Below are 22,012 nucleotides of genomic sequence, written 5' to 3'. Positions count from 1 at the left end.
TTTTCTAAATATTTTTATGTAGCAAGTATAACCAGTTATTTCCAATTTTATACCATGGATAAATTTGGTTTAAATGAGATTCAGGCACAGGTTTACCTTTTTTTTTTTTGTTGTCTGTTGCAGTAGGACTTTATTAGGAGGTTATTTTGGTGATAACATAGGAGAAATACGTAATATGGTTTTCAGTATTGGGAGCTGCACCTTTTACGTTGTTGTTGCCCTATGTAGGCTTGCAGTGGACAGGGATTTTTGATTGTGATCATCGGTTTGAATTATCTCGTCTGCTTTTCCTGCGATATTGGTATATGCTCAGGAGTTATTGCTAAGAAAATAGGAATGGTGTCCGGATTGTTTTTAGTTTTGCTTTTGGTATGGGTGGATTGGGTTCTGCAGTTTTAGATGGTGGGCAGATCTTACTCCGTAGCTTATATTTACGTTGTATGCTCATATCTGCTCTGATAGGTATTATTGCTTACTTTTTACCGATATGAAAAAAGTTGGACTTAAAGAAGCGGAATAATGGATAAAGAATATCATATTACAGAAGAAGTAATAACTGCATTGCAGCAGATTGTTTCTCCATCATTTGTTTTTAGTGATGTGGACGTATTGAAGCAATATGGCAGTGACCATACAGAAGATCTTAATTTTCCGCCATCTGTTGTGGTAAAACCTCAAACGACAGTGGAAGTGTCAGAAATTATGAAGCTCGCTTCAGAATATAGAATACCTGTTGTTCCTATAGAGCAAGAACCGGTTGGGAGTGGCGGTCTATTAGCAGTTCCTAAAGGAATCGGACTTTCATTAGAACGTAGAACCGCCTTATTGCTATTGATGAAAAAATTTTCAGATCATAAAACAACCCGGCGTCATTACCGAAGTCTTGCAAAATGAAGTTACCAAAGCAGACTTTTCTATCCGGTAGATCCGAGTAGTAAGGGCAGTTGTTTTATAGGAGGAAATATAGCAGAAAATGCAGGTGGTGCGAGAGCCGTAAAATATGGAGTAACCAAAGATATGTATTGAACCTTGAGGCGTTTTGCCCAATGGAGCGATCATTTGGACCGGAGCAAACACGCTAAAGAATGCTACAGGATCTTAATCTTACGCAATTGTTGGTGGGTAGTGAGGGACATTAGGAGTCATTACCCAGATTGTTTTAAAGCTATTGCCTCAGAATCGTTATAATATATTAATGCTGGTACCTTTTATCGATGACGCAGGCGCAGAAGCCGTTTCAGCTATTTTCAGAGCCGGAATAGTACCAAGTGCTTTGGAATTCATGAAAGAGACGCTATCGACTGGACGCTACAATATAATGATTTTGGCGATTTAGGTATTAATGCTGGAATTGAAGCTCATTTACTATATCGAAGTAGATGGTAATTATCAGGAAGTATTATTTTGCAGAAGCAGAAAAAATAGTTCAGGTGGTGGAGGCTTACGCTATCGATGAAGTTTTATATGCCGATACAGAAGAGCAAAAAAATAAGTTATGGAAACTGCGAAGAAATGTTGCTGAGGCAGTAAAACAGAATACAGTCTATAAAGAAGAAGATACTGTAGTTCCCCGATATGAATTACCTGTATTACTAAAAGGAATAAAAGAGATTGGTAAAAAATACGGGTTTCGTTCCATTTGTTACGGACATGCCGGAGATGGGAATTTACATGTAAACATCATTTAAGAAAATCTGACGGATACAGATTGGAAAACGAATGTTCCGAAGGGAATCAGGGAAATCTTTGAACTGACGGTTCATTTGGAGGGAACCCTTTCCGGTGAACACGGGATTGGCTGGGTACGAAAGAGTATATGGATATCGCATTCAATCGTCTTCACTTACAGCTTATGCAAGCTATTAAAAAGTATTTGACCTTAAAAATATTATGAATCCGGGAAAAATATTTCCACAGCAATAAAAAAAGAGCGATTTTTAAATCGCTCTTTTTTATAACTTCGTAAAGTTATAAATCGTTTCAGTAATAATTTCTGACCAGCCCATTTTTGAGTTTCTTTAAAAACGAACAAAGTTTGCTGGCGTTCAATGTCTGAACAGTAACATTTAATGGACTATTGTTGGATAAGTCATTTGTAGTTCAGATCCTGTAACAGTATAACTTTTCAGTGCCGAAAAAGCATTCTATCGAATGAATCCGTTGTATTATAAGTAGTAGCGGCGTACCCGTCTTCTTTACATTCTACATGAATAGATTACCAGAAGAAAACGCTTTTTGTCGGACCATCAACGGGTACTCCCATAGTAGTTATTCTTTGCTTGACTGTTTTCAGATCCCATTTTGCTACTAACTTAGCTTTTATCAACACTACCGCCTGTTGCTTCTCCGTTGTATTCTACATAATCAGGGGTACAAGATGTAAGACTTGTAACACTTATCATACAGGGATAAAGCCAAACTAGAATAAAAATTTTTCATAGAATAATTGTTTATAGTTTTACAAAAATATATTTATTTTAGAATAAACTCATAAATATAAAAAAACTTAATTTTTATCATATAAATAATTCGTTTTTAATGATCAGATCTTTAATGATGATGCAGAAGCTATTCTCATTTTTATAATATAATAAGTACATTCTTTATTAAAATGTTTTATGTACTTTTGAAGTAAGATTTCAATACTATGCATCAACATTTTTTACTTCATAAACCACACGGTTACCTGTCTCAATTCATTTATGAAAAGCAAAGGAAAAAGAAATGTTAGGGGACTTGTATCCTTTTCCGGCTGGAACGATGGCGATCGGAAGACTTGATGAAGATTCAGAAGGATTGTTATTAATTAACCACTGATGGAGTAGTAAGCGAGCAGGTGCGGAAGCCGGGATATAGAAAAGAATACATAGTTCAGTTAGATGGTATTTATCGATCAACAGGCAATTGATATCCTTAAAAAGGTGTTCAAATTGGTGTAAAAGGAACTAAATATCTTACGAAAGAATGTAGTGCCACACTTATTGAGAAACCCAGAATGGATCAGTGAAGGCAGACGCATTAGGGATGAACGCCACGGACCTACAAGCTGGATTTCTATTACACTCACAGAAGTAAGTTTCGCCAGATTAGAAAAATGACGGCTGCGGTAGGGTTTCCTACATTGAGACTGATCCGTGTTAGAGTTGGTGATTTTCATTTAAAGGATTAAATGCAGGAGAAGTTAAACTTTTTGACTGGAAAAATGAGTAATCCGTTTTATCACAATGAAAGCTTTAAATTCCAACGTATTGTTGCTATTGTCGGTGTGGCATTATTTGTTATTAAATTTATAGCCTGGTACATCACTGATTCAGTAGCTATTCTTACAGATACGCTTGAAAGTATTATTAATGTTGTTTCCGGTTTTGTAGGTTTATACAGTCTGTATTTATCCGCACTTCCGAAAGATCATATCATCCGTATGGGCATGGTAAAGTAGAATTTATATCGGCATCACTGGAAGGTGCCTTATTCAGCATTGCGGTGCACTCATCATCTATGAAGCCATAGCCAACCTGCGTTATCCGAAACAAGTTACACAAATCGATATGGAATCTATCTCGTTTCCATAACTGCCATTATCAACTATATCGTTGGATTCTTTGCTATAAAAAAGGCAGGAAAAACATTCGGTAGCATTGATTGCCAGCGGAAAACATTTACAGTCAGACACCTATTCAACCATAGGGTATCGTGGTTGGACTGATTGTGCTGTACTTTACCGGCTTCCATGGCTGGATAGTGTGATTGCTTTGATATTTGCGGGTATTTTATTTATACAGGCTATAAAATTTTAGAACTGCCATATCCGGTATCATGGATGAAACAGACGTAGAACTGTTAGAAGAAGTTGTGGACATTTGCAGCAAGAACGTCGTGAGAATTGGATTGATTTGCACAATCTCCGCATAATAAAATACGGAAGTACCCTGCACCTTGACTGCCTATGACAGTGCCCTGGTATTTCAATATCAATGAAGGGCATCATGAAGTAGATATACTTGAAGACATTGTCCGTAAACATTTCGGAGACCGTATTGAACTTTTTGTTCATTTAGATGGCTGCAGAACATACTCCTGCCAGATTTGTACCAAAGAAGAGTGTCCGTACGTCAGCATGCTTTTGATCATAGAATAGACTGGACAATGAAAACTTTTCACTTAATCAGAAACACCTATAAAACACCAGAAGAAGAGACCTAACGGATTCTGAATGTTTGTTATTCCGGTCAAAAAAATAATAGTTTCATCATCAAAAAAATGATCAAATACTCCCTGTTTAATCAGTTGATCCGGCGTATCAAAGTATAATCCGTCCCTTTTCATTAAAATAATCTGATTGCTGAGTTGAAGTGCTAAATCCAGATCATGCGTAGAGAATACTATACATTTATGTGTATTTCGGCCAGATTTTTTAATAATTTAAAAGTTTTACTTTGTGATATAAATCAGATGGGTAGAAGGTTCATCCAGAATAATAATAGGAGTATCCTGTGCAATGGCTCTGGCAATCAATACTTTTTGGAACTGACCGTCGCTTAATTCGTAATATTTTTTGTTTTTTAAATGCATCTATATCAGTTAGTACCATGGCTTTTTCTATCTGAGAAATGTCCTGTGGAGCCAATTGATCCAGCCAGTTGGTATAGGGTTGTCGTCCCACAGCAATCAGTTCATATACCGTCAGCGAACTTTCCGGTAATTTTTCAGTAAGTACCAGACTCAATTTTTGAGACAGGATTGAAGAACTGTAAGATTCAATAGGCTGATCATCAATAAAAACGGAGACCGACGCCATACACACCGACAATGGAGCTAATATACCTGAAATTGTTTTTAAAAAGTATATATCGATCCCGTTGCTACCCAGTAGCGAAATAAGCTTACCGGATTCTAAAACAACAGAAATATCTTTAGCAATGACTTGCGTTCCTTTTTTATGATCATATCCGATATTCAGATTTTTCGTTTGTATTACACCCATTCCAAAATACTTAATTTTTTTTCATAATCCAATAAAAGCCTGTACTGGCCATCAGAATGAATAATATCTATTAAGGGTCCATAGCGTATTGAAACCGAAACGATCTGCTATCTGAGTACCAACAAACGGAGACGCAACGGAGCAATAGCCAAAGAAATTGCATTTTATCCCATATAGGAACCTCTGTTTACGGATTGGAACGATTTACGGCAACTGTTGAGGAGAAAGGCATTACCAGGATTTCTGAAATACAGATGAGAAACCATAGAAAAATACAGTACCCAAACGGCGTGTGAGGGGAGCAGAACAAATTAAGACAAACGCAGACAATACATCCGATGATAAGCTTGTACTCAGTGTGAATTTCTTTTCTGTAAAATGCACCAGAGCCATCTCAGCGTGAAACCTATAATTCCGTTAAAGGCCATTAAAATTCCTACATTTTTTTCGTCGAGTAATGCGACGTTTTTATAGAAAAGAGGAAGCGTATTTAAAATCTGAAAAAAGCAAAAGCATATAAAGCAACACAAACACTGAACAAAATGAACTTTTGTCATTGTAGGCAGTTTGTTTCTTTTCTTTAGGTATTTCCTGACATCCTGTTCAATGCATTTTTTCAGACTGGTTTCCTTTTTTGGAACGAAAATAGAGAAAAAAGACCAAAACCGGCTGAAAAAGACATTACGCATTGGTGTAAAACAGGAAATCATAAGAAACAGCGGCAAGAAAACCTCCGATAGCTGGACCTATAGAATACCCAAGATTCAATGCCATTCGATTCAGAGAAAATGCCCGTGTCAGATTTTCAGGTTTTGCATAATAGGAAACGGAAGCACTATTAGCGGGCGAAAAATTTCTTTGACAACTCAGAAAGAGAATCGCAATACACAAGGATTCAAATGATTTGAAAAAAGGCAGAATCAGATAAAAAGGAATCGAACAAAACAAACTCATCGTCTGAATTTTAAAAGATCCGAATTTATCCGTAAGCCAGCCGCCTACAAAAGATCCTAAAATAGAACCACACCAAAACAGCTCAGTACAATGCCGGCACTTTTTAAGGAAAAACCTAAACTGGCGGTCATATACACGCCCAAAAAAGGTAAAACCATAGATCCGCTTTGGTTGACAAACATAAACCAATGCCAGAATCCATGTGCACGTGATAGACTCTGTAAGAGTCCAGATAATTATTCCAAAATTTTTCATAACCAACCAAAAACTTCTGCAAGGTACTTGTTTAGACCTGAATTTTGAGAGGGAACAAGGAAAATAATTATAAGCTTTCAAATTGGTGAAATATAGCAAAAAAACTATCTTTGTCTAAATATTATATTTCAAATAATGCAACCTAACACACAACAATTACAACAATTAGCGATTCAGGTCAGAAGAGATATTCTTCGTATGGTTCATGCCGTAAACTCAGGACATCGGGCGGATCATTGGGATGTACACAGTTTTTTGTAGCCTTGTATCAATCTGCAATGGACGCAAAGACACTTTTGATATGGATGGGGTAGATGAAGACCTTTTCTTTTTATCAAATGGGCATATATCTCGGTGTTTTACAGTATCTGGCCCGCAGCGGATATTTTCCGGTAAGCGAACTCGCTTACCTTCAGAAAAAATCAATACGCGCTTACAGGGGCACCCAACTACACGGACCATCTACGGGAGTACGTGTAGCTTCAGGCTCATTAGGTCAGGGATTATCTGTGGCAGTAGGAGCCGCACAAACTAAAAAATTGAATAAAGACAATAAATTGTTTATGTGCTTTTGGGGACGGAGAATTACAGGAAGGACAAAACTGGGAGGCACTTATGTATGCTGCAGCCAACAAAGTGGATAATGTAATTGCTACTGTAGACTTAAACGGAAAACAGATAGACGGACCAACGATGTTGTTCTTAATATGTTTAGCATTAAAGATAAATATGAAGCGTTTGGATGGGAGGTATTGGAAATACCAAACGGAAACCCTTGAAAAAGTAATTGAAGGATTGGAAAGGCAAAATCCAAAACGGAAATGGAAAACCTGTTGCCCATCATGTTGCATACCGAAATGGGTAACGGTTGTAGATTTTATGATGATACGCATGCATGGCATGGAAAAGCCCCTAATGATGACCAGTGGCACAGGCTCTGGAACCACAAACGGAATGACTTTGGGAGATTATTAATAAAACAAAAAATACTATGAAAAAAATAAGTTTATTTTTAGGAATTTTCCTGATCAGTTACACAGGATTCAGCAGTCTAAACCTACTGTGAACTCAACAAAAACTGGTATATTCTTTAAAAGACAGATCTTTTCTGAACAGAATTTCGGATATGATATCAGTATCTATTTAGGAAGTAAGAAACGAATCTGATAGAAATAAATTATGCCAGTTATTCTATGAAACGCTCATGTATAAAGAAGGAAAAAGAATTCCTTTAAATCCGTTCGGACTTGAGCGCAATGTAGTGGTTTAGAATGATAAAATGTATACTTCTTTTGCAGGAATCTCCTTTATTTGACGCCAAAGTTGAATTGGTAGCATGAATAAAAGTGATGTCATTTTCAATCTTCCATGTAACTATTATGAGATAAAAGTACAGATGACATTTTTCATCACCTTTTTTTGAACCTGTCTTTGTATTGATGAGAAAAATGAAACCAAAAATTGAAAAGTTTAGGTGGGTCTATATACCGCAATAGATAATAATGATGGAAAACTTCCTTTAGTCCATACGTGATGTATAAATGTATTGCTTTTTGTTCCGTCCTGGATTTAATAATTTTTGTTTTTTCCTTTAGTGCGTAAAAACAGAAATATTTTGCCATTTCTTCTTATCAATGGCAGGTGTATTATAGCAATAATTTTCATACAGGGAAATTATCTCAATTGGCTGAAACAGACCTTTCATACCAATGAGTTAAATGATTTTACTCCCATTAGCGATTACATACACATCTCGGAATTTTTAAAAAAACTACCAATATTGCTTTGATGTTTTTCCGGGTGTTTTGATGATTACTGTTCTAATGGCAATAGGCTATGTCATGCAGGAACTTATTCTTAAAATAAGAACAAAAGCAGATAGAAAGCCAGCAGATTTGGCAGAACTTCAATTACTTAAATCCCAAATAAGTCCGCATTTTTTGTTTAATGTTCTAACAGTCTTATGCATTATCGCTGAAAACATCCATGAAACTCCTGATGTTATTTAAAACTATCTGATATTTTGCGGTATTCTCTATATGAAGCTCAGGAAAAAGAAGTGCCGTACGCGATGAAATACATATTATCAATACGTATATTGCAATCGAATCCCTTCGCATTTCTGAAAGAGCAGATGTATCTTTTGTGAGTGAAGGAATAAATGATACCATCAGGATTGCACACAATGCTTTTATTCTTTGATGAAAATGCTTTCAAGCATGGTATTGACTCTACAGTCGGACATTCTTATATCAAGGCTTCTCTTCACTATAAGGAGAATGCTTGATATTTACATGTGAAAACAACTTTAAAGAAACAGCAGTAAAAAAAATAGGAGGTATTGGTATAGATAACATACGCAAACGCTTGCAATTGCTTTATCCGGCTATGCACAAAATAGACTTGGAAAAAAAAGACGATGTATTTACAATAACCTCAAAATTAATTTGTAAGGTATGGAAAAAAAAATCAGATGTCTCGTAGTAGATGATGAAAAACTGGCTCAGGATGTGCTTAATACATCACATTTCAAAATTTGAGGTATTGGAATTACAGGGAGTGTGCAATAATGTTTTTGAGCTTATTGCTTTCTGAACAGAGATAAAAACATAGACCTGATTTTTCTGGACATTAAAATGCCTGAAATCAGCGGAACAGATTTTAAAATATGTTCAATCATCGCCTGCCATTATATATACTACTGCTTATAATCAATATGCCTTAGATGCATTTGAACACAATGCTATAGACTATCTCTTAAAACCCATTTCACTCGACCGGTTTTCTAAAGCGATACAGAAGGCGTTGCCTGTTCTCGCAATACAAACAAGCCATAAAGCAAAACAGTAGTTTAGATAAAGATGATGATAGTTTTTATGTAAAAAGCGATAAGAGACTTATAAAAATAGATCCGGGAGAACTGTTGTATATAGAAGGGATGAGAAATTATCTGTGTATATATACACATCAGAAAAAGTGATGGTTCACGGTACTTTATCTTCTATAGAAGAAAACCTGAAACATTTGGAATATATATGCCGTGTACATAAATCATTTTTTATAAATCTGCGTATGATTAACTATATTGAACAGCAGGTAATTGTATTGACCAATAAAAAAACGATACCCGTAGGCTCAAGTTATCGCGATAAGGTATATGAAAACTAAACATAATTAACCAGGAAAATAGCGATATAAAACAGGGATACTGCAAGAGCCAGTATCCTGTAATTTTTGAGTATTAAAAAGAATTCTGTTTTAATTAAGAGCCCATATCAGTGCTTTTTTTTGTAGCTCTTAGTATCGTAGAATGTTGTTCTTTCGGTTCATGCGAATAAAGCCATCTGAGTCCTGAAACATTTTCTTCTTTTAAAACAGTAGCAAGTTCATCGGTGTAAGTTGCGATATCTGAAGACCGGCAAACCAAACCGTTTTTTTATCTGCCGGTAAATGTCCAAGGGTATTTTTGGCTGCTTTTACAAGAGCATTGTCATTCCACCACAATGAAGGGTCAAATGCGATATAATAAGTAAACATATCAGGCTGTAACAGGAATGTTTCCATAACAAATAATCCGGCAAGTGATTCTCCTAATATTCCTCTGTCTGAAGTTGTTTTATAACGCGAACTGATTTCAGGAAACAGCTCTTCTTTCAAAAAAGCTCTGAATTTTTCTGAACCGCCTACAACCGGTGCAATTTCTTTGTCTTCAGCCACTTCTGTAGGTCCTGTCAGATCTCTTCTGCGTTGCGTATTTTCAATACCCACTAAAATAAAGGCAGGAATTTTTTTTGCTTTGATCAATTTAGCAAACGTATTGGCAATATGAGGAAATCTTCTTTTACGCCTCCGTCGCCATATACATTACAGGTAGGGGGTTTCCTTCTTTCGCGTAGGCTTCGGGAATCCATACATTGATGACTCTGTTTTCATTTACTATTTTAGAAGCAATGGTAAAGGTATCATGAACCGGAACGGATCATTTGATGTATTATTTATTTTGGTACATCCGGTAAGGAATACAATTCCAATTAAAAGGCGGAACATAAAAGCAGCATCCATTTTGTTTTCATATATATTCGGGTAAAGTTATTGATTATAACTGCCAAAAGACAGTTAGGTTATTAACCGTAAAAATAAAAAAAAGAGAGCTATTTCCCTCTTTTTATTTATGATCTTTTTCATTCGTATTATTCAGGATTCAGTGCTTTTTTTAAAGCAATGGAAGCCTGATGTACAGAAGTCTGTACTGCCGGAATGTGTGCCAACGGATTCAGCATTCCATAGTCATGTATAAGCCTTTATATACCTTTATGGTTGTTGGTTACACCCGCTTCATCGAGTTTTCGGGATACGCAAGTCCTTCATCATGAAGAATATCATTTTCTGCAATCTGAACCAGAGCCGGAGGCAGGTTTTTTAATTCCTGCAAGGTAGCCTGTAGCGGTGATGCTATTTTTCTTTGCGTTTATTGAGATCTGTCGTATAATGATTCCACATCCATTTCATCATAGGAGTGGTTAAAAAACGATCCTGTGCATATTTTATATACGATTCACGGGTAAAATCCGCGTCCGTCACAGGCCATAATAAAACTGATAGGCAATTTCTGGACCCATTTTATCTTTAGCCATAAGCGCAACTACGGTTGCCATATTTCCACCAACACTATTACCGGCTACGGCAAGTCTTGAGCCATCAACACCGATTTCTTTTCCGTTTTCAGCTACCCATTTCGTAGCAGCGTAGGCTTCGTTTACAGCAACAGGATACTGAGCTTCGGGTGAGGGAGTATAATCAGGAAATACGGCAATTGCTCCGCTGTTTACAACTAAATCACGTACCAATCGTTTATGAGTTGGATAATCGCCTAAAACCCTCCTCCTCGTGAAAAAACATAAATACGGGTAAGTTAGTCCCGGAACCCGCAGGTTTTACAATATGAATGTTTACAGTAAGTCCATCTGTGTAATGGTTCTTTCAGATTCTTCAATATCGGAATAATCAAAATCAACAGATTTTTGAGCATCAATAAGTACCTGACGGGCTTCTTCAGGAGTCATTTCTTCCATAGGTTTGCCACCTTCATTATTGAGTTCTTTAGAAATTCACGAATGTCTTTAGAAATTTCAGGATCTTGATGTGCAGGAATGTTGGTATGCGCCATAATGTATCAGAGTTTAGAGGTTTATAGTTCGATCTCTGTTATAAGATCGGATTTAGGTTACTATATAAATTTATACATTAATTTAAAACAAGCCCAATCACTAATCCATAAAAATGGAAATTTGGTTATACCAAGCTCTTTTTTTTAATCAGGATTTTAATCGATTGGCAGGTATTCATTTCCATATAAATCAATGTAAAATATTTGTTTTCCTTTTTACCCAAATATACAGATGTGCTTTTTTTCTCTTTTCTTCAACGGTATCTTTTTCCAGAGGTGTGGCTATTGCATAAGAAATCCACAAACCTTGATATTCTTCTGCGAGTTGTTTTTCCTGTTTCAATTCGTAAAGATCAAAAATTTTATTTTCCACCAGAATATAACCTAACGTATGCTCATGAGGCATATAGAATGGATAATCTTTTTGAGAAGACGGTAGTAATAATATACAGATTGGGGTAATGGTTCTTTAAGCGGTAGTATCCTTTGTGGTTGAGGTAACTATATGCATTATTGTTATTTTTCGACTGCTGTACCAGAAACCATACATCTTTGGTATCACGGTTACCTTAATAGGGATAATTCGGTTGTGTTTAAAATCAAACCCAGAAAGAGTGTTTCCCTGTGGATCAATGATGCCATAGGAGGTAAGATGCGGATCTTCACTTTTTTTGCCAGCTATGGCAACTATTTTGTTGTCAATCTTCATCGGAATCAGCAGCGGTTGATTTTTATCATGCGAGCGGTATAAATCTGAATAAGCAGTAATATCAATATAATCTTCGTCCATGGTATATTGAAATCCGTTGTTACCTTCTGCAGAAGAAAGAACTTCTATATTTTGTGAATAAGCACGTGAAAAAAGTCCGGGAGGCAAAGCTTCATTAAGCTTATTACAGAAATCTGAAAGTTGATTTTTCCTGACTTGTCAACAGTTACAATATAATCTGTTAAGGAAACAGTGTCATAAAAAACTTCTATATAGCCTTCTCCCTTATAAAACAACTGATCGAAAACGGCAGGAAGTCTTACCTGTAAGGTTCTTTTATCAAGATAGCCCCATAAATCTTTTTTTTGAAAAGGAACCAGATAAATAAATCTTCTTTATCAATTTTTTCAAAGTAGGCAGCAATAACTGAAGAGCTTATGTTGGTCGATAATGAATCAAGATGCTGAGCATTTGCTATTAAAGGAAACAAAAACAGAATTGGAGGCATATTTTTTTCATAAAAAAGACATTTTGTATTGGTGCAAAACAATTGATAACATTATCACAAAAATAACCTTTCATTGGAAAAGTATAACTCATGGATTTCAGTGATTTGAATGACTGAGCAGTAATTATATCCATCATTATAAAACGGTAGTTATCCGTTTATTTTTTTTCCATCTTTTCGATTTTCTCTTCCAGTTTTTCCAGTAATTTTAATTGGGCTACCTGAGATTATATAATGCTTTAATTTCTTCATTGAGCAAAAGATCCAGTTTTTGATGTAGGCTGCGTATTTCGAGTTCCGCTTTTAAAATTGATGAGGTAATCATTTTCTCCTCTCATACGGTTTTTTCTTCTGACGTCTGGCTCATCATGATAATGGGAGCCTGAAGAGCCGCAATACAGGACAATACAAGATTCATAAGGATAAACGGATACGGATCGAATTCAAGTTCTTTTGCTGCCATCGTATTGAATACAATCAAACGGCTAAAACCAGTGTAAAAATAATGATGAATCTCAGCTACCGCCAAATCGCGCTACCTTATCGGATATCCGCTGTCCGCTTGATAATATTTCTTTTGGTGATGTAGCAAATTATTGATGATGAGCTGCTCTTCTTCCTTGTAGTGGCTACAATTTTTTGAAGCTTGCGCAGGTTTTCATTGCTCTGATCAATCATGGTATTGATTTCGTCCTGTTGCATTGTTAAGAAGTTTTAGTATCTACTAATGTAATAAAAATTTTTAGAGATCATTGAAAGAATAGGGGAATGCCGTATCTTAGTAATATAAACTTAAACAAAAAACTACATAACATATTGTCTAATTACCATACATAATCGCTACTCCGGTTGGAGTATTAAACTGATCGCAACAGAAAAGGGACTGGCGGCTGTGTTGTGGGAAAACGATGACGCAACACGGGTGACCCTTTCAGAAGGGATGCGTTTTGATGAACATCCTGTATTGGTGGAAACCGCAATTCAACTTCAGGAGTATTTTGCTAAAAAGCGCAAAGTATTTGACTCCCTTTAGACTTTCCGGTACTGCGTTCAACAACAAATATGGCAACAGTTATTGAAAATTCTTATGGAGAAACGAGAAGCTATGGTGATCTGGCAGAGAAATTGCCATGAAAAGTCCGTCAGGGCAGTAGGGGGAGCCAACGGTAAAAATCCTATTTCTATCATTGCTCCATGCCATCGTGTTATAGGTACATCCGGTAAACTGACAGGATTTGCAGGCGGATTAAAAATAAAGCATTTCTGTTAGCTCTCGAAAGATCACAGACACAACCCACACTTTGGGATGAGGAATAAGAAAAGGGCAGTAAAAAAAATTAATTCATATTGTAGATATAGCGAAAAATAATTTTCTTTGCTTAAAAAATACCAAATAGTATTTAATATGAAAAAAGCAGAAGCAACTCGTTTAACCATTTTGAAAAAGGCTTATGAGCTTATTTATATCAACGGTTACCAGACTACAAGTATTGACGATTTTTGGCGACGACCAAAGTTACCAAAGGAGCACTTTATATCATTTCAAAAATAAAGACGAATGGGGGTTGCTATTATCAGAGAGATAATAAAACCCCAAATTCTTAGCACAGATTACACGTATTTTTAGCCTTGAAACTAATTCAGTTGAAGCTCTTTATATAATGGTTACTATGCTTTTATCGATAATGAGTTTATGAAATTTGAGCAGGGTTGTCCGCTTTCCAACTTCATACAGGAAATGGCACCAAAAAATATTGTTTTTACAGAAGTACTTATAGAAGTGACAGATGAATGGCAAAAATAATGGTTTCAAATATCGAAGCGGGAAAAAAAGAAGGCTTTATAAACGCTGATGTACAATCGAAATCCGTTGCCCTTTTATCATTTCAAGCTATTGGGGCATACGCAATTTTGGTAGAATGGATAGCGAAAGCAATGTCTATCGCACTTATTTAAATGAACTAAAGAATTACCTAAATTCTCTTAAATAATTTTTATTTTACAAAACATACCAATTAGTATGTTTTTTACTTTATCTTTGCTTCATTAAAATTCAGAAGCAATGTACGCATTTCTTATTCCTTTACATTCTATATGCAGATGGCTTGTACTTCTCTCTCTTTTGTATGCTATCGGCAGAGCGTATTCAGGGTTATAAATCGCATAGGGATTTCGGATTACGACAATCAAGTAAGACACTGGACAGCTACAATAGCACATATCCAACTCATTATCGGAATGATACTTATATCAAAAGTCCGTTCGCATCTTATTTTTGGAAAAATACAGGTACTTCCTTACAACATATCGAAATTGCTTTTTATGGCTTTCTACATCCTTTGCTTATGCTTGTCGCAGTTGTGATGATAACCATAGGTTCATCTTTGGCAAAAGAAAAGAAGAAAGTACAGCCAGTATAGAACATTGCTTATATGGTTTTCAGTTGCTTTACTGATTATTTTTTAGCCATTCCTGCCATTTTCTTTTTTGCCCAAAGACCCTATATACGGGTAAAAGCTGATTTTGGAATACATCAGTCACATTAAATAAGCAGATAAACACTAAAAGAATATAAAAAAATGATACAATTGTAAAGACACAAAATTGGACGATTGCGGATAATTGCCATTTTAGAGGGGGATTTCATTACTTATCCTTGTATTTATCGCTATGCCGTTAAAATATTTTTTTTCTTATCCGAACATTTCGCAGTTCATCGGACCATTACATGGAGCTTTATTTCTACTTTTCGTATTCAATACGTTGAATGTAGGGATAGAAAGCAATGGAAATTCAGCAAAACCACATGGATAGTGTTGATAGCCTGTATTATTCCGTTCGGTACTTTCTATATCGACAGAAAGATTCTAAATAAAATATAAAACCTTTTAACAATGGAAAATTATCATCCCTGCATCAGGAATTTTAAGCAAAATGAAATAAAAAAATTTAAAATGATGCTTATTGAATCACAAATCAAAGAAAAATACAATAAAGCATTGGCTTTACTAAATATAAAAAGATATATGAAATTTGATTTTAAAGATATATTAATTCCTGATTCATCATTATGTAGTAAAGCAATAGAGGAAGCACAGGATAGTTTTAATTTCTATTTTATTTTATCATTCATATAGAACCTATTTTTGGAGTGCAGGATTTGCATTATCAGAAAAACTAAATATAGATAATGAATTATTGTTTGTCTCATCAATTTTACATGATATAGGATAAGTGAAAAACATAATCATATTTGTTCACAACAATGTTTTGCCAATTATGGAGGTGAATTCAGTCAAAATTTTTGCTTGGAAAATGGGTTAGATAAGAATAAAGCTACACATTGTTAAACAAGCCATTGATATGCATTTGAATCCTGTGATAGACAAGAAAAGTATGGAAATGAATCCTTTTTCTCTCCAAGGGGCTGCTATGGATGTAATCGGATAAAATAAATTTCAGTTAACTAAAAAATTCATATTGGAAGTTGATAAATCTTATTCAAGAAAAGGATTTAAACAGGATATTATTTATACTATGGAAAATTTCATCATAGAGAAGGGACGAGAGCTGATATTTTGTACAAATGGGATTCGCACAAATGGCAGGTAAAAACGCTCTTGATGAAGAATGATAGAATATATCCATACAAATAGTTGGATATAGCGAATATTTCAATAAACTTACTTGACAAATGTATGAGAGGGATAAAGTGTATTTGGTTAAACGGTTTTTTTCCTGAAAACTTTAAAAACAAAGCTACCGGAGACCGATAGCTTTATATAGTTTATAAATTCAAAGCCGTCTGTATGCTTGGTAAATATATCTCAAATCAGAAGTTGAGATACAATAGGGAGGTACCAGATAAAGAATATTCCCTAAAGGCGTAAGATAATACCTTTGCTCAAAAATAAGGATACAGGCTTTCATATTGCCTGTTTGAAATAGGATGTTTCTTCTGTTATTTTAATTCCAATGCCAGAATGGTACCGCGTTGACGAATAGATTTTATAGCTAAATGGTCTTTTATTTCATTTAAAAACTGTTGATGCTCCGAACATATTCTTTCAATATTTTCAAGAGTTTGTTTTTTCAAAAGCAAATCCAGACTGGCCAGCGCAGCAGTACAAGCCAAAGGGTTGGCGGTAAAAGAATGACGTGGAATAATGCTTTACAGGCGTCATCAGCATAAAAAGCTTCATAAACAGCTTCAGAGCAAGTAGTCATTCCCAAGGAAAAGTACCTCCTGTCAGGCCTTTTGAAAAGCACATAATATCCGGTTTTTCTGTTAAATAATCCGCTGCAAACAATTTGCCTGTACGACCAAAACTACAAAAATTTCATCCTGAACCATTAAAATATTTTTAACCGGCAGTATTGCATCAACGCACTGAGGTCTTCAGGTTCATGCATGAGCATTCCGGCTGCTCCCTGTACAAGAGGCTCATATATAAAACAGGCCAATTCATCAGAATAGAGGTCAATTGTTTTCTTTAATTCCTCCAGATTATCTTTTGTCGGCACATCGATAAAAATCACTTCAAAAAGCATTTCTCCAAAAGGCTGTGTCCATACAGTTCTGCTGCTTACAGACATGGCACCAAAAGTATCACCATGATAGGCATTGTGAAAGAAAGGATTTTATTTTTTTTCAATCCCTTATTATGTGCATACTGAATGCACATTTTCAAAGCTACTTCAACCGCAGTAGATCCGTTGTCGGTATAAAAAACTTTAGTTTGATTTACAGGCAGTAATTTCAGGAGATTTTCGGAAAGCTTTATCGCAGGTTCATGCGTAAAACCTGCAAATATCCACTTGTTCCAGTTGCAGTAACTGTTCCGATACTTTTGTGCAATATAGGGATGTGCATGACCGTGTAAGGTAACCCACCACGAAGAAACCGCATCGATATAACGATTGCCCTTATCATCAAAAAGGTACGCATCTTTTCCCTTAACGATTGTATTATCTCAGAAGCCGCTTTCATTTGAGTATACGGATGCCAGTTTACCGCTCTGTCTCTTTGTTTCAGATCGTTGTACATACGGCTTCTTTTTCTTTGACCATAGGTTGTAATCCTAAATTTTGAAACATTTGCATATCTTCACTAACTCCGGATTTGGGGTAACCAATAACGTTTCGCGTTCTCCTGTAAAAATAGAATTGGCTCCTGCCATAAAGCACCATGCCTGTTCTTCTTCCGTCATCTCAATGCGCCCCCGCTTAACCGTACTACAGATGCTGGCATAATAATACGGGCAGTAGCAATCATACGTACCATATCCCAGATGGGTACTTTTGGCTGATTTTCAAGCGGCGTGCCTTTACCCGTGCCAGAGCATTTACCGGAACCGATTCAGGATGTTTAGGCATTGTAGCCAGTGTCAGCAGCATGGAAATGCGATCTGCAGCTGTTTCTCCCAATCCAATGATGCCTCCGGAACAAAACTGTAATTCCGGCTTTTCTTACATTTTGAATGGGTTTTTATACGATTGTCAAATTTTCGGGTAGATATAATTTCATCATAATAGGCTTCCGAAGTATCCAGATTGTGGTTGTACGCATGAAGTCCGGCTTCCTGTAATCTCAAAGCCTGTTCTTCTGTAAGCATACCAGTGTACAGCATACTTCAAGGCCTAATTCATTGACTCCTTTCACATATCAATGATACGGTCAAAATCCCGGTTATTGCGTACTTCCCGCCAGGCTGCTGCCATACAGAATCGGGATGATCCGGCGTCTTTCGCTTTTTTTGCATGTGCAATAACCGTTTCGGTGGGTAATAGTGCCTGTACTTTGATATCAGTATGATATCTGGCAGCCTGCCCGCAGTAGGAGCAGTCTTCAGGGCATCCTCCGGTTTTTACAGAAAGCAGTGTACATACCTGTATTTCTGAAGCTTTATGCCATTGTCTGGGGACGGTAGCAGCTCATAGACCAATTCCAGTAAAGGTTTTTGGTAGATAGCTTCAATCTCTTCTTTTGTCCAGTTGTGTCTTAGTGGTTCTGTTGTTTGCATACGATCAGATATTTGTTAGTTGTTGTACAATCTTGTTGAGGTTATGTTTGTTTATTGTTTTGAGATGCGGAATCTGTAGAATTTTTGTTGATGCTTCCAGATTTTTAGCAATGATGCGGTAGGTATCAGGATCAAAGTGCCATTGAACATAAAGTAGGCCAACGGAATTTTATTTTTTCGCAGCATGTCCAAGGATAATAAAGTATGATTGATACACCCCAGATAGTCCTTTGCGACCAGTACTGCCGGGAGGCCTAATTTTTTTATGAGGTCAATGATATAGACATCGTCAGAAAGGGGAACACAAAGCCCGCCGGCACCTTCTCAATCAAAGAATTATTCGTTTCAGGTAATTGGAAATCTTCAAGATGTATGGTAGGTTTTCCTTAGCTGCTGATTTATGAGGAGAGGCAGCCAGTTCTAAAGAATATCTTTCGGGATGTATAACCACAGGAGCTTTACGAGATGTTTTATCATCATACTGTCTGTCTGTTTCAAGTCTCCTGATTGTATAGGTTTCCAGTAATCAGCCTTAAAATAAGCGGTCAGTACAGCGGAACAAATTGTTTTGCCAATACCGGTTCCGATACGGTTACAAATAATTTTTCGGGTGTTATAGTCATTATAAATGTTTTTTTATGAGATCACTCAACTGGTTAATTTCATCCGATGAATTATAGCTGTGCAAACAGATTCGAAGTCTTCTTCACCTTTCTTTACAGTAGGAGCAAGAGCTGCAAAAGTCAAAAATCCTTCTTTTTCCAGCTGTTGTTGTAGGTTCTTTACACAAGAAATTGTTGTCCCACGCAAAATCTGTATCGGACTTTCTGAAGCAGACGAAAGGGTAGTCCGCTGTTTCTCAACAAAAGAATATTATTTTGGAGATCCTGTATTCTTTCGGGATTTTCTTTTAGAAATTCATATCCTTTCTGAATGCTTATGGCATACAAATCACTACTTCCGGTTGTATAGATAAAAGCTGAACTGAAATTGATGAGAAAAGAAATAAGCAATTCAGTTCCTAAGATAGCTGCTCCGTGTAAGCCTAATGCTTTTCCGTATGTAATCATTGTTGCAAATACCCGATGCTGTAGTTTTTTTTGACTTACAAGTCCATATCCGAATATGCCGAATGCGTGGGCTTCATCTACAACCAAATTCGCATTATATCGTTTTGCTATTAGAGTTAAGGCATGCAACGGAGCAAAATCTCCGTCCATAGAATAAAGACTTTCAACTGCAATAAAGCAGTTACCCGGGATCTTTTTAATAATTCCTCCAGATGCTGCATATCATTATGACGAAACTTGATTTTGTGAGCATCAGATAATCTCACCCCATCCCGTACTGATCGGTGGATACATTCATCCATTAATATTGTATCGCCACGTTGCGGTACGGACGAAAAAAAAGCCGTATTAGCTGTATAACCCGAAGGAAACAATAGCGCACTCTGACCTGATGTTTATGTGCCAAAAAGGATTCTACCTGCATGGTGCGATCAGAATTACCGCTTATAAGTCTTGAGCCCGTAGCACCTTTCAACAAATCGGGTTGTTGTATTATTTCGTTTACTACTATTTCTGTTAATCCGGATTCTGTAGAAAACCCCAGATAATCATTAGAATAGAAATCTATTCCGTTTTTAGCAGCTGGGAGTTGTCGTAAAACTTTTTCCTGTTTTCGTTTCTCAATGGCTTGCTCAGAAATGAGAGGGTACTAAGCATCTTTTAATCTGTTTTATAGCGTAATCCATTCTGTAAACAACGACTGCTCCATAAGGAGAATAGCATGCGCATGTTGTTCCCAGTCTTTATGGAAGTTTTGGAGTTGCAGAATCATTTCTTCCAGATGTCCTTCTTCCTCTGCAATAATGGATTTCACCATCACTTTGTGTTTGTTCTGCGTAAGCACTTTCTGATATTGTGGATACAGTTCATCTGCACGTACCTCAATAGCATAGGTCACAAATAAATAGGCCGCATGTTTTAGGGCATAACCGCTCAATTCAAAATGTGTTTTCAGATAGCGACTCGTTTTTACATCCAAAATATCTAAATAATAGCGGGTAGCTTGGCTGCCAGTAATTCATCGTTGGTATAGGTTACACAACTTTTGGGACTGATTTTACAATCTGTTTTTTTAGATAATAAGCATGTCGGTGTTCTTCTGCTGCATGTTTGAGTTGCAGCAAATCTACTTTTGAAGGATGCTCACACAAAGAGATTTTTCGGGCTCCTGCATTTTCCATAAAAGATAAGGTATTGAGCACTTTGAATGTAATTCATTGTCATTTACCAGATGTTGAAGTAAATTATGCATACTATTTTTAGTTTATGGCAAAAGTAGTATCTTGCGGCTATCAAATGGTGCCACTTTTTATATTATGAGTAGTCCGGTTATAATTCCTTATCAAAGTTTTGTACAAATTGACCGTACATCGGCTACGGCTGTTTATCTGCAGATTGCCTATCAACTGATTAATGCGATACAGAGAGGCTATCTGAATGCCGGAACGAAATTGCCGGGAACGCGTATGCTTAGTGAAATTCTGGAAGTACACCGCAAAACCATTGTGGCGGTCTATGAAGAACTCGATGCACAGGGATGGGTAGAAACACGGCCTAATAAAGGAACGTTTGTATTGCGTAAAAAAGAAGAGAGACCAGATCGTTTTCAGATTTCATTAGAACATCAGCTGGCATTATATCCTCAAAAAACAGGGTATTCATTCACAGAATCCAATCTCTTAGACAATCCTTTTGAACACTCTGCCTGTGAATATGTCTTTAATGACGGAACACCTGATATAAGACTTACACAGATAGAATATTTATCCCGTTTGTACAGTTCTAATATGAAGCGCAAAAGCAATCAGCGTAAATTCGGATATTAATCAGGAAGGCAGCGAATATTTTAAAGAAAACCTGTCTAATTATCTCAATCTGTCCCGCGGGTTGCATATTTCTAAAAAAAATGTCCTCATTACACGCAGTATGGAGATGAGCGTTTATATTATTTCTGAAATACTATTAAACGCAGGCGATATTGTTGTGGTAGCCTCTCTGAGTTACTTTTCGGTAAACATGATCTTTCAGAAATCCGGTGCCCATATTCTTCAGGTAACTGATTGATGCCGAAGGATACAAACAGTGCTGTTCGTGATTTGTGCCGTAAGCATCGGATACGAATGCTGTATCTGACCCCTCATCATCATTATCCAACTACTGTTACACTAAGTGCCCGACGCAGAATTGAACCTGGATCTGGCCAATGAATACGGATTTTCATTCTGGAAGATGGACTATGATTATGATTTTCACTATGATAAAAGTGCTGTTTTGCCTTGGCAAGTGCAGATACCACGGAATGGTATTTAAGCAGGTTCTTTTGGTAAATCGCTGGCACCGGG

51 protein-coding genes and 9 pseudogenes are annotated in these 22,012 nt (G+C 36.5%); 27 read left to right on the top strand and 33 right to left on the bottom strand.

Annotated elements, in window-relative coordinates; translation table 11 throughout:
* Positions 1–249 precede the first annotated feature (249 nt).
* The 7 genes and pseudogenes from QW060_RS28760 (at position 250) to QW060_RS25495 (ending at position 3,439) form a co-directional block, all read left to right on the top strand.
* Entirely contained in the window at positions 250–399 is a 150-nt protein-coding gene (locus QW060_RS28760) for a hypothetical protein (RefSeq protein WP_397386138.1), read from the top strand.
* 120 nt (positions 400–519) lie between these two features.
* Complete coding sequence (locus QW060_RS25520; RefSeq protein WP_290365460.1) at positions 520–894, top strand: FAD-binding oxidoreductase; 375 nt, start codon at positions 520–522, stop codon at positions 892–894.
* A 57-nt stretch (positions 895–951) separates the two neighbouring features.
* Entirely contained in the window at positions 952–1,026 is a 75-nt protein-coding gene (locus tag QW060_RS25515) for a hypothetical protein (protein WP_290365462.1), read from the top strand.
* A 142-nt stretch (positions 1,027–1,168) separates the two neighbouring features.
* Positions 1,169–1,336, top strand: coding sequence for a hypothetical protein (locus QW060_RS25510; RefSeq protein ID WP_290365459.1), 168 nt, complete (start codon positions 1,169–1,171; stop codon positions 1,334–1,336).
* 94 nt (positions 1,337–1,430) lie between these two features.
* Positions 1,431–1,877: pseudogene (locus QW060_RS25505) on the top strand (FAD-binding oxidoreductase).
* A 770-nt stretch (positions 1,878–2,647) separates the two neighbouring features.
* A pseudogene (locus tag QW060_RS25500) lies at positions 2,648–3,169 on the top strand (pseudouridine synthase).
* Positions 3,170–3,439 carry a cation transporter gene (locus tag QW060_RS25495; RefSeq protein WP_290365458.1) on the top strand — a complete coding sequence of 90 codons (270 nt, stop codon included), beginning with the start codon at positions 3,170–3,172 and terminating at the stop codon, positions 3,437–3,439. It abuts the pseudogene before it with no gap.
* 146 nt (positions 3,440–3,585) lie between these two features.
* Here QW060_RS25495 and QW060_RS25490 read toward each other — a convergent pair whose 3' ends face one another.
* The gene (locus QW060_RS25490) at positions 3,586–3,732 is read right to left on the bottom strand and encodes a hypothetical protein (protein WP_290365457.1); all 147 of its coding nucleotides are present in this window, start codon (positions 3,730–3,732) and stop codon (positions 3,586–3,588) included.
* A gap of 38 nt (positions 3,733–3,770) precedes the next feature.
* A complete protein-coding gene (locus QW060_RS25485; RefSeq protein ID WP_290365456.1) occupies positions 3,771–3,935 on the bottom strand; it encodes a hypothetical protein in 165 nt (54 codons plus the stop codon).
* An 11-nt stretch (positions 3,936–3,946) separates the two neighbouring features.
* Here QW060_RS25485 and QW060_RS25480 point away from each other — a divergent pair, with 11 nt between their 5' ends.
* Positions 3,947–4,138: a hypothetical protein gene (locus QW060_RS25480; RefSeq protein ID WP_290365455.1), complete on the top strand. Its 192-nt coding sequence runs from the start codon at positions 3,947–3,949 to the stop codon at positions 4,136–4,138.
* 23 nt (positions 4,139–4,161) lie between these two features.
* Here QW060_RS25480 and QW060_RS28305 read toward each other — a convergent pair whose 3' ends face one another.
* From QW060_RS28305 to QW060_RS25465, 4 genes are all read right to left on the bottom strand, one after another.
* Positions 4,162–4,326 carry a hypothetical protein gene (locus tag QW060_RS28305; protein ID WP_317623263.1) on the bottom strand — a complete coding sequence of 55 codons (165 nt, stop codon included), beginning with the start codon at positions 4,324–4,326 and terminating at the stop codon, positions 4,162–4,164.
* A 105-nt stretch (positions 4,327–4,431) separates the two neighbouring features.
* Positions 4,432–4,572 (bottom strand): ATP-binding cassette domain-containing protein, encoded by a 141-nt coding sequence (locus QW060_RS28300; protein ID WP_317623253.1) that lies wholly within the window; start codon positions 4,570–4,572, stop codon positions 4,432–4,434.
* Positions 4,573–5,337: 765 nt separating this feature from the next.
* Entirely contained in the window at positions 5,338–5,673 is a 336-nt protein-coding gene (locus tag QW060_RS25470; protein WP_290365454.1) for a hypothetical protein, read from the bottom strand.
* A complete protein-coding gene (locus QW060_RS25465) occupies positions 5,666–6,274 on the bottom strand; it encodes an MFS transporter (RefSeq protein ID WP_290365453.1) in 609 nt (202 codons plus the stop codon). The genes QW060_RS25470 and QW060_RS25465 overlap by 8 nt, the downstream gene beginning before the upstream one ends.
* Before the next feature lie 54 nt (positions 6,275–6,328).
* Between QW060_RS25465 and QW060_RS25460 the strand changes: the two are divergent.
* Positions 6,329–7,168: pseudogene (locus QW060_RS25460) on the top strand (transketolase).
* A gap of 434 nt (positions 7,169–7,602) precedes the next feature.
* Here QW060_RS25460 and QW060_RS25455 read toward each other — a convergent pair.
* Complete coding sequence (locus QW060_RS25455) at positions 7,603–7,815, bottom strand: hypothetical protein (RefSeq protein WP_290365452.1); 213 nt, start codon at positions 7,813–7,815, stop codon at positions 7,603–7,605.
* On the opposite strand from QW060_RS25455, the gene QW060_RS25450 reads away from it, so the two are divergent.
* The 5 genes and pseudogenes from QW060_RS25450 to QW060_RS25430 form a co-directional block, all read left to right on the top strand.
* Positions 7,809–7,982 (top strand): hypothetical protein, encoded by a 174-nt coding sequence (locus QW060_RS25450; RefSeq protein WP_290365451.1) that lies wholly within the window; start codon positions 7,809–7,811, stop codon positions 7,980–7,982. The two genes, QW060_RS25455 and QW060_RS25450, sit on opposite strands and share 7 nt — an antisense overlap.
* A gap of 19 nt (positions 7,983–8,001) precedes the next feature.
* The gene (locus QW060_RS25445) at positions 8,002–8,202 is read left to right on the top strand and encodes a histidine kinase (RefSeq protein ID WP_290365450.1); all 201 of its coding nucleotides are present in this window, start codon (positions 8,002–8,004) and stop codon (positions 8,200–8,202) included.
* Positions 8,203–8,216: 14 nt separating this feature from the next.
* Positions 8,217–8,342: a hypothetical protein gene (locus QW060_RS25440; RefSeq protein WP_290365449.1), complete on the top strand. Its 126-nt coding sequence runs from the start codon at positions 8,217–8,219 to the stop codon at positions 8,340–8,342.
* A gap of 134 nt (positions 8,343–8,476) precedes the next feature.
* On the top strand, positions 8,477–8,677 hold the full coding sequence (locus QW060_RS25435; RefSeq protein WP_290365448.1) for a hypothetical protein: 201 nt from the start codon (positions 8,477–8,479) through the stop codon (positions 8,675–8,677).
* Positions 8,678–9,130: 453 nt separating this feature from the next.
* Positions 9,131–9,361 (top strand): annotated as a pseudogene (locus tag QW060_RS25430) (LytTR family transcriptional regulator DNA-binding domain-containing protein); the annotation flags it as partial.
* Between the two features lie 94 nt (positions 9,362–9,455).
* On the opposite strand, the gene QW060_RS25425 reads toward QW060_RS25430, so the two are convergent.
* The 13 genes and pseudogenes from QW060_RS25425 to QW060_RS25375 form a co-directional block, all read right to left on the bottom strand.
* On the bottom strand, positions 9,456–9,620 hold the full coding sequence (locus QW060_RS25425; protein ID WP_290365447.1) for a hypothetical protein: 165 nt from the start codon (positions 9,618–9,620) through the stop codon (positions 9,456–9,458).
* The gene (locus tag QW060_RS25420; RefSeq protein ID WP_290365446.1) at positions 9,563–9,997 is read right to left on the bottom strand and encodes an alpha/beta hydrolase; all 435 of its coding nucleotides are present in this window, start codon (positions 9,995–9,997) and stop codon (positions 9,563–9,565) included. Before QW060_RS25420 ends, QW060_RS25425 begins: the two co-directional genes overlap by 58 nt.
* A 132-nt stretch (positions 9,998–10,129) precedes the next feature.
* Complete coding sequence (locus tag QW060_RS25415) at positions 10,130–10,255, bottom strand: hypothetical protein (RefSeq protein WP_290365445.1); 126 nt, start codon at positions 10,253–10,255, stop codon at positions 10,130–10,132.
* 262 nt (positions 10,256–10,517) lie between these two features.
* A complete protein-coding gene (locus QW060_RS28295; RefSeq protein WP_317623262.1) occupies positions 10,518–10,625 on the bottom strand; it encodes an alpha/beta hydrolase fold domain-containing protein in 108 nt (35 codons plus the stop codon).
* Positions 10,626–10,645: 20 nt separating this feature from the next.
* Positions 10,646–11,040: pseudogene (locus QW060_RS28285) on the bottom strand (alpha/beta hydrolase fold domain-containing protein).
* A 102-nt stretch (positions 11,041–11,142) separates the two neighbouring features.
* The gene (locus tag QW060_RS28280; RefSeq protein WP_317623259.1) at positions 11,143–11,265 is read right to left on the bottom strand and encodes a hypothetical protein; all 123 of its coding nucleotides are present in this window, start codon (positions 11,263–11,265) and stop codon (positions 11,143–11,145) included.
* A gap of 285 nt (positions 11,266–11,550) precedes the next feature.
* Positions 11,551–11,766 (bottom strand): hypothetical protein, encoded by a 216-nt coding sequence (locus QW060_RS25405; protein WP_290365444.1) that lies wholly within the window; start codon positions 11,764–11,766, stop codon positions 11,551–11,553.
* Between the two features lie 63 nt (positions 11,767–11,829).
* On the bottom strand, positions 11,830–12,237 hold the full coding sequence (locus tag QW060_RS25400) for a hypothetical protein (RefSeq protein ID WP_290365443.1): 408 nt from the start codon (positions 12,235–12,237) through the stop codon (positions 11,830–11,832).
* On the bottom strand, positions 12,195–12,365 hold the full coding sequence (locus QW060_RS25395) for a hypothetical protein (RefSeq protein WP_290365442.1): 171 nt from the start codon (positions 12,363–12,365) through the stop codon (positions 12,195–12,197). The genes QW060_RS25400 and QW060_RS25395 overlap by 43 nt, the downstream gene beginning before the upstream one ends.
* A gap of 23 nt (positions 12,366–12,388) precedes the next feature.
* Positions 12,389–12,577, bottom strand: a complete 189-nt coding sequence (locus QW060_RS25390) for a hypothetical protein (RefSeq protein ID WP_290365441.1) — start codon at positions 12,575–12,577, stop codon at positions 12,389–12,391.
* Positions 12,547–12,714, bottom strand: coding sequence for a hypothetical protein (locus tag QW060_RS25385; RefSeq protein WP_290365440.1), 168 nt, complete (start codon positions 12,712–12,714; stop codon positions 12,547–12,549). Before QW060_RS25385 ends, QW060_RS25390 begins: the two co-directional genes overlap by 31 nt.
* A gap of 197 nt (positions 12,715–12,911) precedes the next feature.
* Entirely contained in the window at positions 12,912–13,106 is a 195-nt protein-coding gene (locus tag QW060_RS25380) for a DUF1003 domain-containing protein (protein ID WP_290365439.1), read from the bottom strand.
* Between the two features lie 11 nt (positions 13,107–13,117).
* Positions 13,118–13,279 carry a hypothetical protein gene (locus QW060_RS25375; RefSeq protein ID WP_290365438.1) on the bottom strand — a complete coding sequence of 54 codons (162 nt, stop codon included), beginning with the start codon at positions 13,277–13,279 and terminating at the stop codon, positions 13,118–13,120.
* Positions 13,280–13,469: 190 nt separating this feature from the next.
* Between QW060_RS25375 and QW060_RS25370 the strand changes: the two genes are divergently transcribed.
* The 8 genes from QW060_RS25370 (at position 13,470) to QW060_RS28755 (ending at position 15,811) form a co-directional block, all read left to right on the top strand.
* A complete protein-coding gene (locus QW060_RS25370) occupies positions 13,470–13,610 on the top strand; it encodes a methylated-DNA--[protein]-cysteine S-methyltransferase (RefSeq protein ID WP_290365437.1) in 141 nt (46 codons plus the stop codon).
* Between the two features lie 54 nt (positions 13,611–13,664).
* On the top strand, positions 13,665–13,847 hold the full coding sequence (locus QW060_RS25365) for a methylated-DNA--[protein]-cysteine S-methyltransferase (protein ID WP_290365436.1): 183 nt from the start codon (positions 13,665–13,667) through the stop codon (positions 13,845–13,847).
* Between the two features lie 181 nt (positions 13,848–14,028).
* Entirely contained in the window at positions 14,029–14,163 is a 135-nt protein-coding gene (locus tag QW060_RS25360) for a hypothetical protein (RefSeq protein ID WP_290365435.1), read from the top strand.
* Between the two features lie 217 nt (positions 14,164–14,380).
* Positions 14,381–14,533, top strand: coding sequence for a hypothetical protein (locus QW060_RS25355; protein ID WP_290365434.1), 153 nt, complete (start codon positions 14,381–14,383; stop codon positions 14,531–14,533).
* A gap of 170 nt (positions 14,534–14,703) precedes the next feature.
* Complete coding sequence (locus QW060_RS25350; RefSeq protein ID WP_290365433.1) at positions 14,704–14,997, top strand: hypothetical protein; 294 nt, start codon at positions 14,704–14,706, stop codon at positions 14,995–14,997.
* A gap of 192 nt (positions 14,998–15,189) precedes the next feature.
* Positions 15,190–15,459 carry a DUF3817 domain-containing protein gene (locus QW060_RS28930; protein WP_450091489.1) on the top strand — a complete coding sequence of 90 codons (270 nt, stop codon included), beginning with the start codon at positions 15,190–15,192 and terminating at the stop codon, positions 15,457–15,459.
* A 12-nt stretch (positions 15,460–15,471) separates the two neighbouring features.
* Positions 15,472–15,714 (top strand): hypothetical protein, encoded by a 243-nt coding sequence (locus QW060_RS25340; RefSeq protein ID WP_290365431.1) that lies wholly within the window; start codon positions 15,472–15,474, stop codon positions 15,712–15,714.
* Positions 15,677–15,811 carry an HD domain-containing protein gene (locus QW060_RS28755; protein WP_397386139.1) on the top strand — a complete coding sequence of 45 codons (135 nt, stop codon included), beginning with the start codon at positions 15,677–15,679 and terminating at the stop codon, positions 15,809–15,811. Before QW060_RS25340 ends, QW060_RS28755 begins: the two co-directional genes overlap by 38 nt.
* Before the next feature lie 267 nt (positions 15,812–16,078).
* Here the strand turns inward: QW060_RS28755 and QW060_RS25335 are convergent, their stop codons facing one another.
* From QW060_RS25335 to bioD, 8 genes and pseudogenes are all read right to left on the bottom strand, one after another.
* Entirely contained in the window at positions 16,079–16,225 is a 147-nt protein-coding gene (locus QW060_RS25335; protein ID WP_290365430.1) for a hypothetical protein, read from the bottom strand.
* Between the two features lie 147 nt (positions 16,226–16,372).
* Complete coding sequence (locus QW060_RS25330; RefSeq protein WP_290365429.1) at positions 16,373–16,507, bottom strand: hypothetical protein; 135 nt, start codon at positions 16,505–16,507, stop codon at positions 16,373–16,375.
* Between the two features lie 31 nt (positions 16,508–16,538).
* On the bottom strand, positions 16,539–16,712 hold the full coding sequence (locus tag QW060_RS25325) for a hypothetical protein (RefSeq protein ID WP_290365428.1): 174 nt from the start codon (positions 16,710–16,712) through the stop codon (positions 16,539–16,541).
* Complete coding sequence (locus tag QW060_RS25320; RefSeq protein WP_290365427.1) at positions 16,670–16,846, bottom strand: hypothetical protein; 177 nt, start codon at positions 16,844–16,846, stop codon at positions 16,670–16,672. Before QW060_RS25320 ends, QW060_RS25325 begins: the two co-directional genes overlap by 43 nt.
* Before the next feature lie 84 nt (positions 16,847–16,930).
* Positions 16,931–17,490: pseudogene (locus QW060_RS25315) on the bottom strand (aminotransferase class III-fold pyridoxal phosphate-dependent enzyme).
* A gap of 118 nt (positions 17,491–17,608) precedes the next feature.
* Positions 17,609–18,600: pseudogene (gene bioB / locus QW060_RS25310) on the bottom strand (biotin synthase BioB).
* Between the two features lie 51 nt (positions 18,601–18,651).
* Positions 18,652–18,792 (bottom strand): hypothetical protein, encoded by a 141-nt coding sequence (locus tag QW060_RS28275; RefSeq protein WP_317623258.1) that lies wholly within the window; start codon positions 18,790–18,792, stop codon positions 18,652–18,654.
* A 3-nt stretch (positions 18,793–18,795) separates the two neighbouring features.
* Positions 18,796–19,149 (bottom strand): annotated as a pseudogene (gene bioD, locus QW060_RS28750) (ATP-dependent dethiobiotin synthetase BioD); the annotation flags it as partial.
* On the opposite strand from bioD, the gene QW060_RS25300 reads away from it, so the two are divergent.
* On the top strand, positions 19,108–19,242 hold the full coding sequence (locus QW060_RS25300) for a hypothetical protein (RefSeq protein WP_290365426.1): 135 nt from the start codon (positions 19,108–19,110) through the stop codon (positions 19,240–19,242). The pseudogene bioD and the gene QW060_RS25300 overlap by 42 nt on opposite strands.
* 6 nt (positions 19,243–19,248) lie before the next feature.
* Here QW060_RS25300 and QW060_RS25295 read toward each other — a convergent pair whose 3' ends face one another.
* The 5 genes and pseudogenes from QW060_RS25295 to QW060_RS25275 all read right to left on the bottom strand — a co-directional run bounded on the left by QW060_RS25295 (position 19,249) and on the right by QW060_RS25275 (position 20,872).
* Complete coding sequence (locus QW060_RS25295) at positions 19,249–19,410, bottom strand: hypothetical protein (RefSeq protein ID WP_290365425.1); 162 nt, start codon at positions 19,408–19,410, stop codon at positions 19,249–19,251.
* A pseudogene (locus tag QW060_RS25290) lies at positions 19,383–20,044 on the bottom strand (aminotransferase class I/II-fold pyridoxal phosphate-dependent enzyme). Before QW060_RS25290 ends, QW060_RS25295 begins: the two are co-directional and overlap by 28 nt.
* Positions 19,972–20,145 (bottom strand): hypothetical protein, encoded by a 174-nt coding sequence (locus tag QW060_RS25285; RefSeq protein ID WP_290365424.1) that lies wholly within the window; start codon positions 20,143–20,145, stop codon positions 19,972–19,974. The pseudogene QW060_RS25290 and the gene QW060_RS25285 overlap by 73 nt, the downstream one beginning before the upstream one ends.
* A gap of 195 nt (positions 20,146–20,340) precedes the next feature.
* Entirely contained in the window at positions 20,341–20,649 is a 309-nt protein-coding gene (locus QW060_RS25280) for a hypothetical protein (RefSeq protein ID WP_290365423.1), read from the bottom strand.
* 55 nt (positions 20,650–20,704) lie between these two features.
* Positions 20,705–20,872 (bottom strand): hypothetical protein, encoded by a 168-nt coding sequence (locus tag QW060_RS25275; protein ID WP_290365422.1) that lies wholly within the window; start codon positions 20,870–20,872, stop codon positions 20,705–20,707.
* Positions 20,873–20,953: 81 nt separating this feature from the next.
* Here QW060_RS25275 and QW060_RS25270 point away from each other — a divergent pair, with 81 nt between their 5' ends.
* The 4 genes from QW060_RS25270 to QW060_RS25255 are packed head-to-tail and all read left to right on the top strand — an operon-like array spanning position 20,954 to position 21,980.
* Positions 20,954–21,496, top strand: coding sequence for a winged helix-turn-helix domain-containing protein (locus tag QW060_RS25270; protein ID WP_290365421.1), 543 nt, complete (start codon positions 20,954–20,956; stop codon positions 21,494–21,496).
* Positions 21,474–21,734, top strand: coding sequence for an aminotransferase class I/II-fold pyridoxal phosphate-dependent enzyme (locus QW060_RS25265; RefSeq protein WP_317623264.1), 261 nt, complete (start codon positions 21,474–21,476; stop codon positions 21,732–21,734). Before QW060_RS25270 ends, QW060_RS25265 begins: the two co-directional genes overlap by 23 nt.
* Positions 21,734–21,877, top strand: a complete 144-nt coding sequence (locus QW060_RS25260) for a hypothetical protein (RefSeq protein ID WP_290365420.1) — start codon at positions 21,734–21,736, stop codon at positions 21,875–21,877. The genes QW060_RS25265 and QW060_RS25260 overlap by 1 nt, the downstream gene beginning before the upstream one ends.
* Positions 21,855–21,980 carry a hypothetical protein gene (locus tag QW060_RS25255; RefSeq protein WP_290365419.1) on the top strand — a complete coding sequence of 42 codons (126 nt, stop codon included), beginning with the start codon at positions 21,855–21,857 and terminating at the stop codon, positions 21,978–21,980. Before QW060_RS25260 ends, QW060_RS25255 begins: the two co-directional genes overlap by 23 nt.
* Positions 21,981–22,012: the final 32 nt, after the last annotated feature.

This window comes from Paenimyroides ceti (assembly GCF_030409925.1).
The sequence above is the reverse complement of the archived record's forward strand: the minus strand, read 5'-3'. Positions and strand labels throughout refer to the sequence as shown.

Coding starts and splice junctions, on each gene's coding strand:
- QW060_RS25520 (WP_290365460.1), top strand. CDS start 520: ATGGATAAAGAATATCATATTACAGAAGAAGTAATAACTGCATTGCAG.
- QW060_RS25495 (WP_290365458.1), top strand. CDS start 3,170: ATGCAGGAGAAGTTAAACTTTTTGACTGGAAAAATGAGTAATCCGTTT.
- QW060_RS25490 (WP_290365457.1), bottom strand. CDS start 3,732: ATGGAAGCCGGTAAAGTACAGCACAATCAGTCCAACCACGATACCCTA.
- QW060_RS25480 (WP_290365455.1), top strand. CDS start 3,947: ATGACAGTGCCCTGGTATTTCAATATCAATGAAGGGCATCATGAAGTA.
- QW060_RS28305 (WP_317623263.1), bottom strand. CDS start 4,326: ATGAAAAGGGACGGATTATACTTTGATACGCCGGATCAACTGATTAAA.
- QW060_RS28300 (WP_317623253.1), bottom strand. CDS start 4,572: ATGCATTTAAAAAACAAAAAATATTACGAATTAAGCGACGGTCAGTTC.
- QW060_RS25470 (WP_290365454.1), bottom strand. CDS start 5,673: ATGCGTAATGTCTTTTTCAGCCGGTTTTGGTCTTTTTTCTCTATTTTC.
- QW060_RS25455 (WP_290365452.1), bottom strand. CDS start 7,815: ATGGCAAAATATTTCTGTTTTTACGCACTAAAGGAAAAAACAAAAATT.
- QW060_RS25445 (WP_290365450.1), top strand. CDS start 8,002: ATGATTACTGTTCTAATGGCAATAGGCTATGTCATGCAGGAACTTATT.
- QW060_RS25415 (WP_290365445.1), bottom strand. CDS start 10,255: ATGGATGCTGCTTTTATGTTCCGCCTTTTAATTGGAATTGTATTCCTT.
- QW060_RS28280 (WP_317623259.1), bottom strand. CDS start 11,265: ATGGAAGAAATGACTCCTGAAGAAGCCCGTCAGGTACTTATTGATGCT.
- QW060_RS25405 (WP_290365444.1), bottom strand. CDS start 11,766: ATGCCTCATGAGCATACGTTAGGTTATATTCTGGTGGAAAATAAAATT.
- QW060_RS25390 (WP_290365441.1), bottom strand. CDS start 12,577: ATGCCTCCAATTCTGTTTTTGTTTCCTTTAATAGCAAATGCTCAGCAT.
- QW060_RS25385 (WP_290365440.1), bottom strand. CDS start 12,714: ATGATGGATATAATTACTGCTCAGTCATTCAAATCACTGAAATCCATG.
- QW060_RS25375 (WP_290365438.1), bottom strand. CDS start 13,279: ATGCAACAGGACGAAATCAATACCATGATTGATCAGAGCAATGAAAAC.
- QW060_RS25365 (WP_290365436.1), top strand. CDS start 13,665: ATGGAGAAACGAGAAGCTATGGTGATCTGGCAGAGAAATTGCCATGAA.
- QW060_RS25360 (WP_290365435.1), top strand. CDS start 14,029: ATGAGCTTATTTATATCAACGGTTACCAGACTACAAGTATTGACGATT.
- QW060_RS25355 (WP_290365434.1), top strand. CDS start 14,381: ATGGTTTCAAATATCGAAGCGGGAAAAAAAGAAGGCTTTATAAACGCT.
- QW060_RS25350 (WP_290365433.1), top strand. CDS start 14,704: ATGCTATCGGCAGAGCGTATTCAGGGTTATAAATCGCATAGGGATTTC.
- QW060_RS25340 (WP_290365431.1), top strand. CDS start 15,472: ATGGAAAATTATCATCCCTGCATCAGGAATTTTAAGCAAAATGAAATA.
- QW060_RS25335 (WP_290365430.1), bottom strand. CDS start 16,225: ATGGATATATTCTATCATTCTTCATCAAGAGCGTTTTTACCTGCCATT.
- QW060_RS25330 (WP_290365429.1), bottom strand. CDS start 16,507: ATGAAAGCCTGTATCCTTATTTTTGAGCAAAGGTATTATCTTACGCCT.
- QW060_RS25260 (WP_290365420.1), top strand. CDS start 21,734: ATGCCGAAGGATACAAACAGTGCTGTTCGTGATTTGTGCCGTAAGCAT.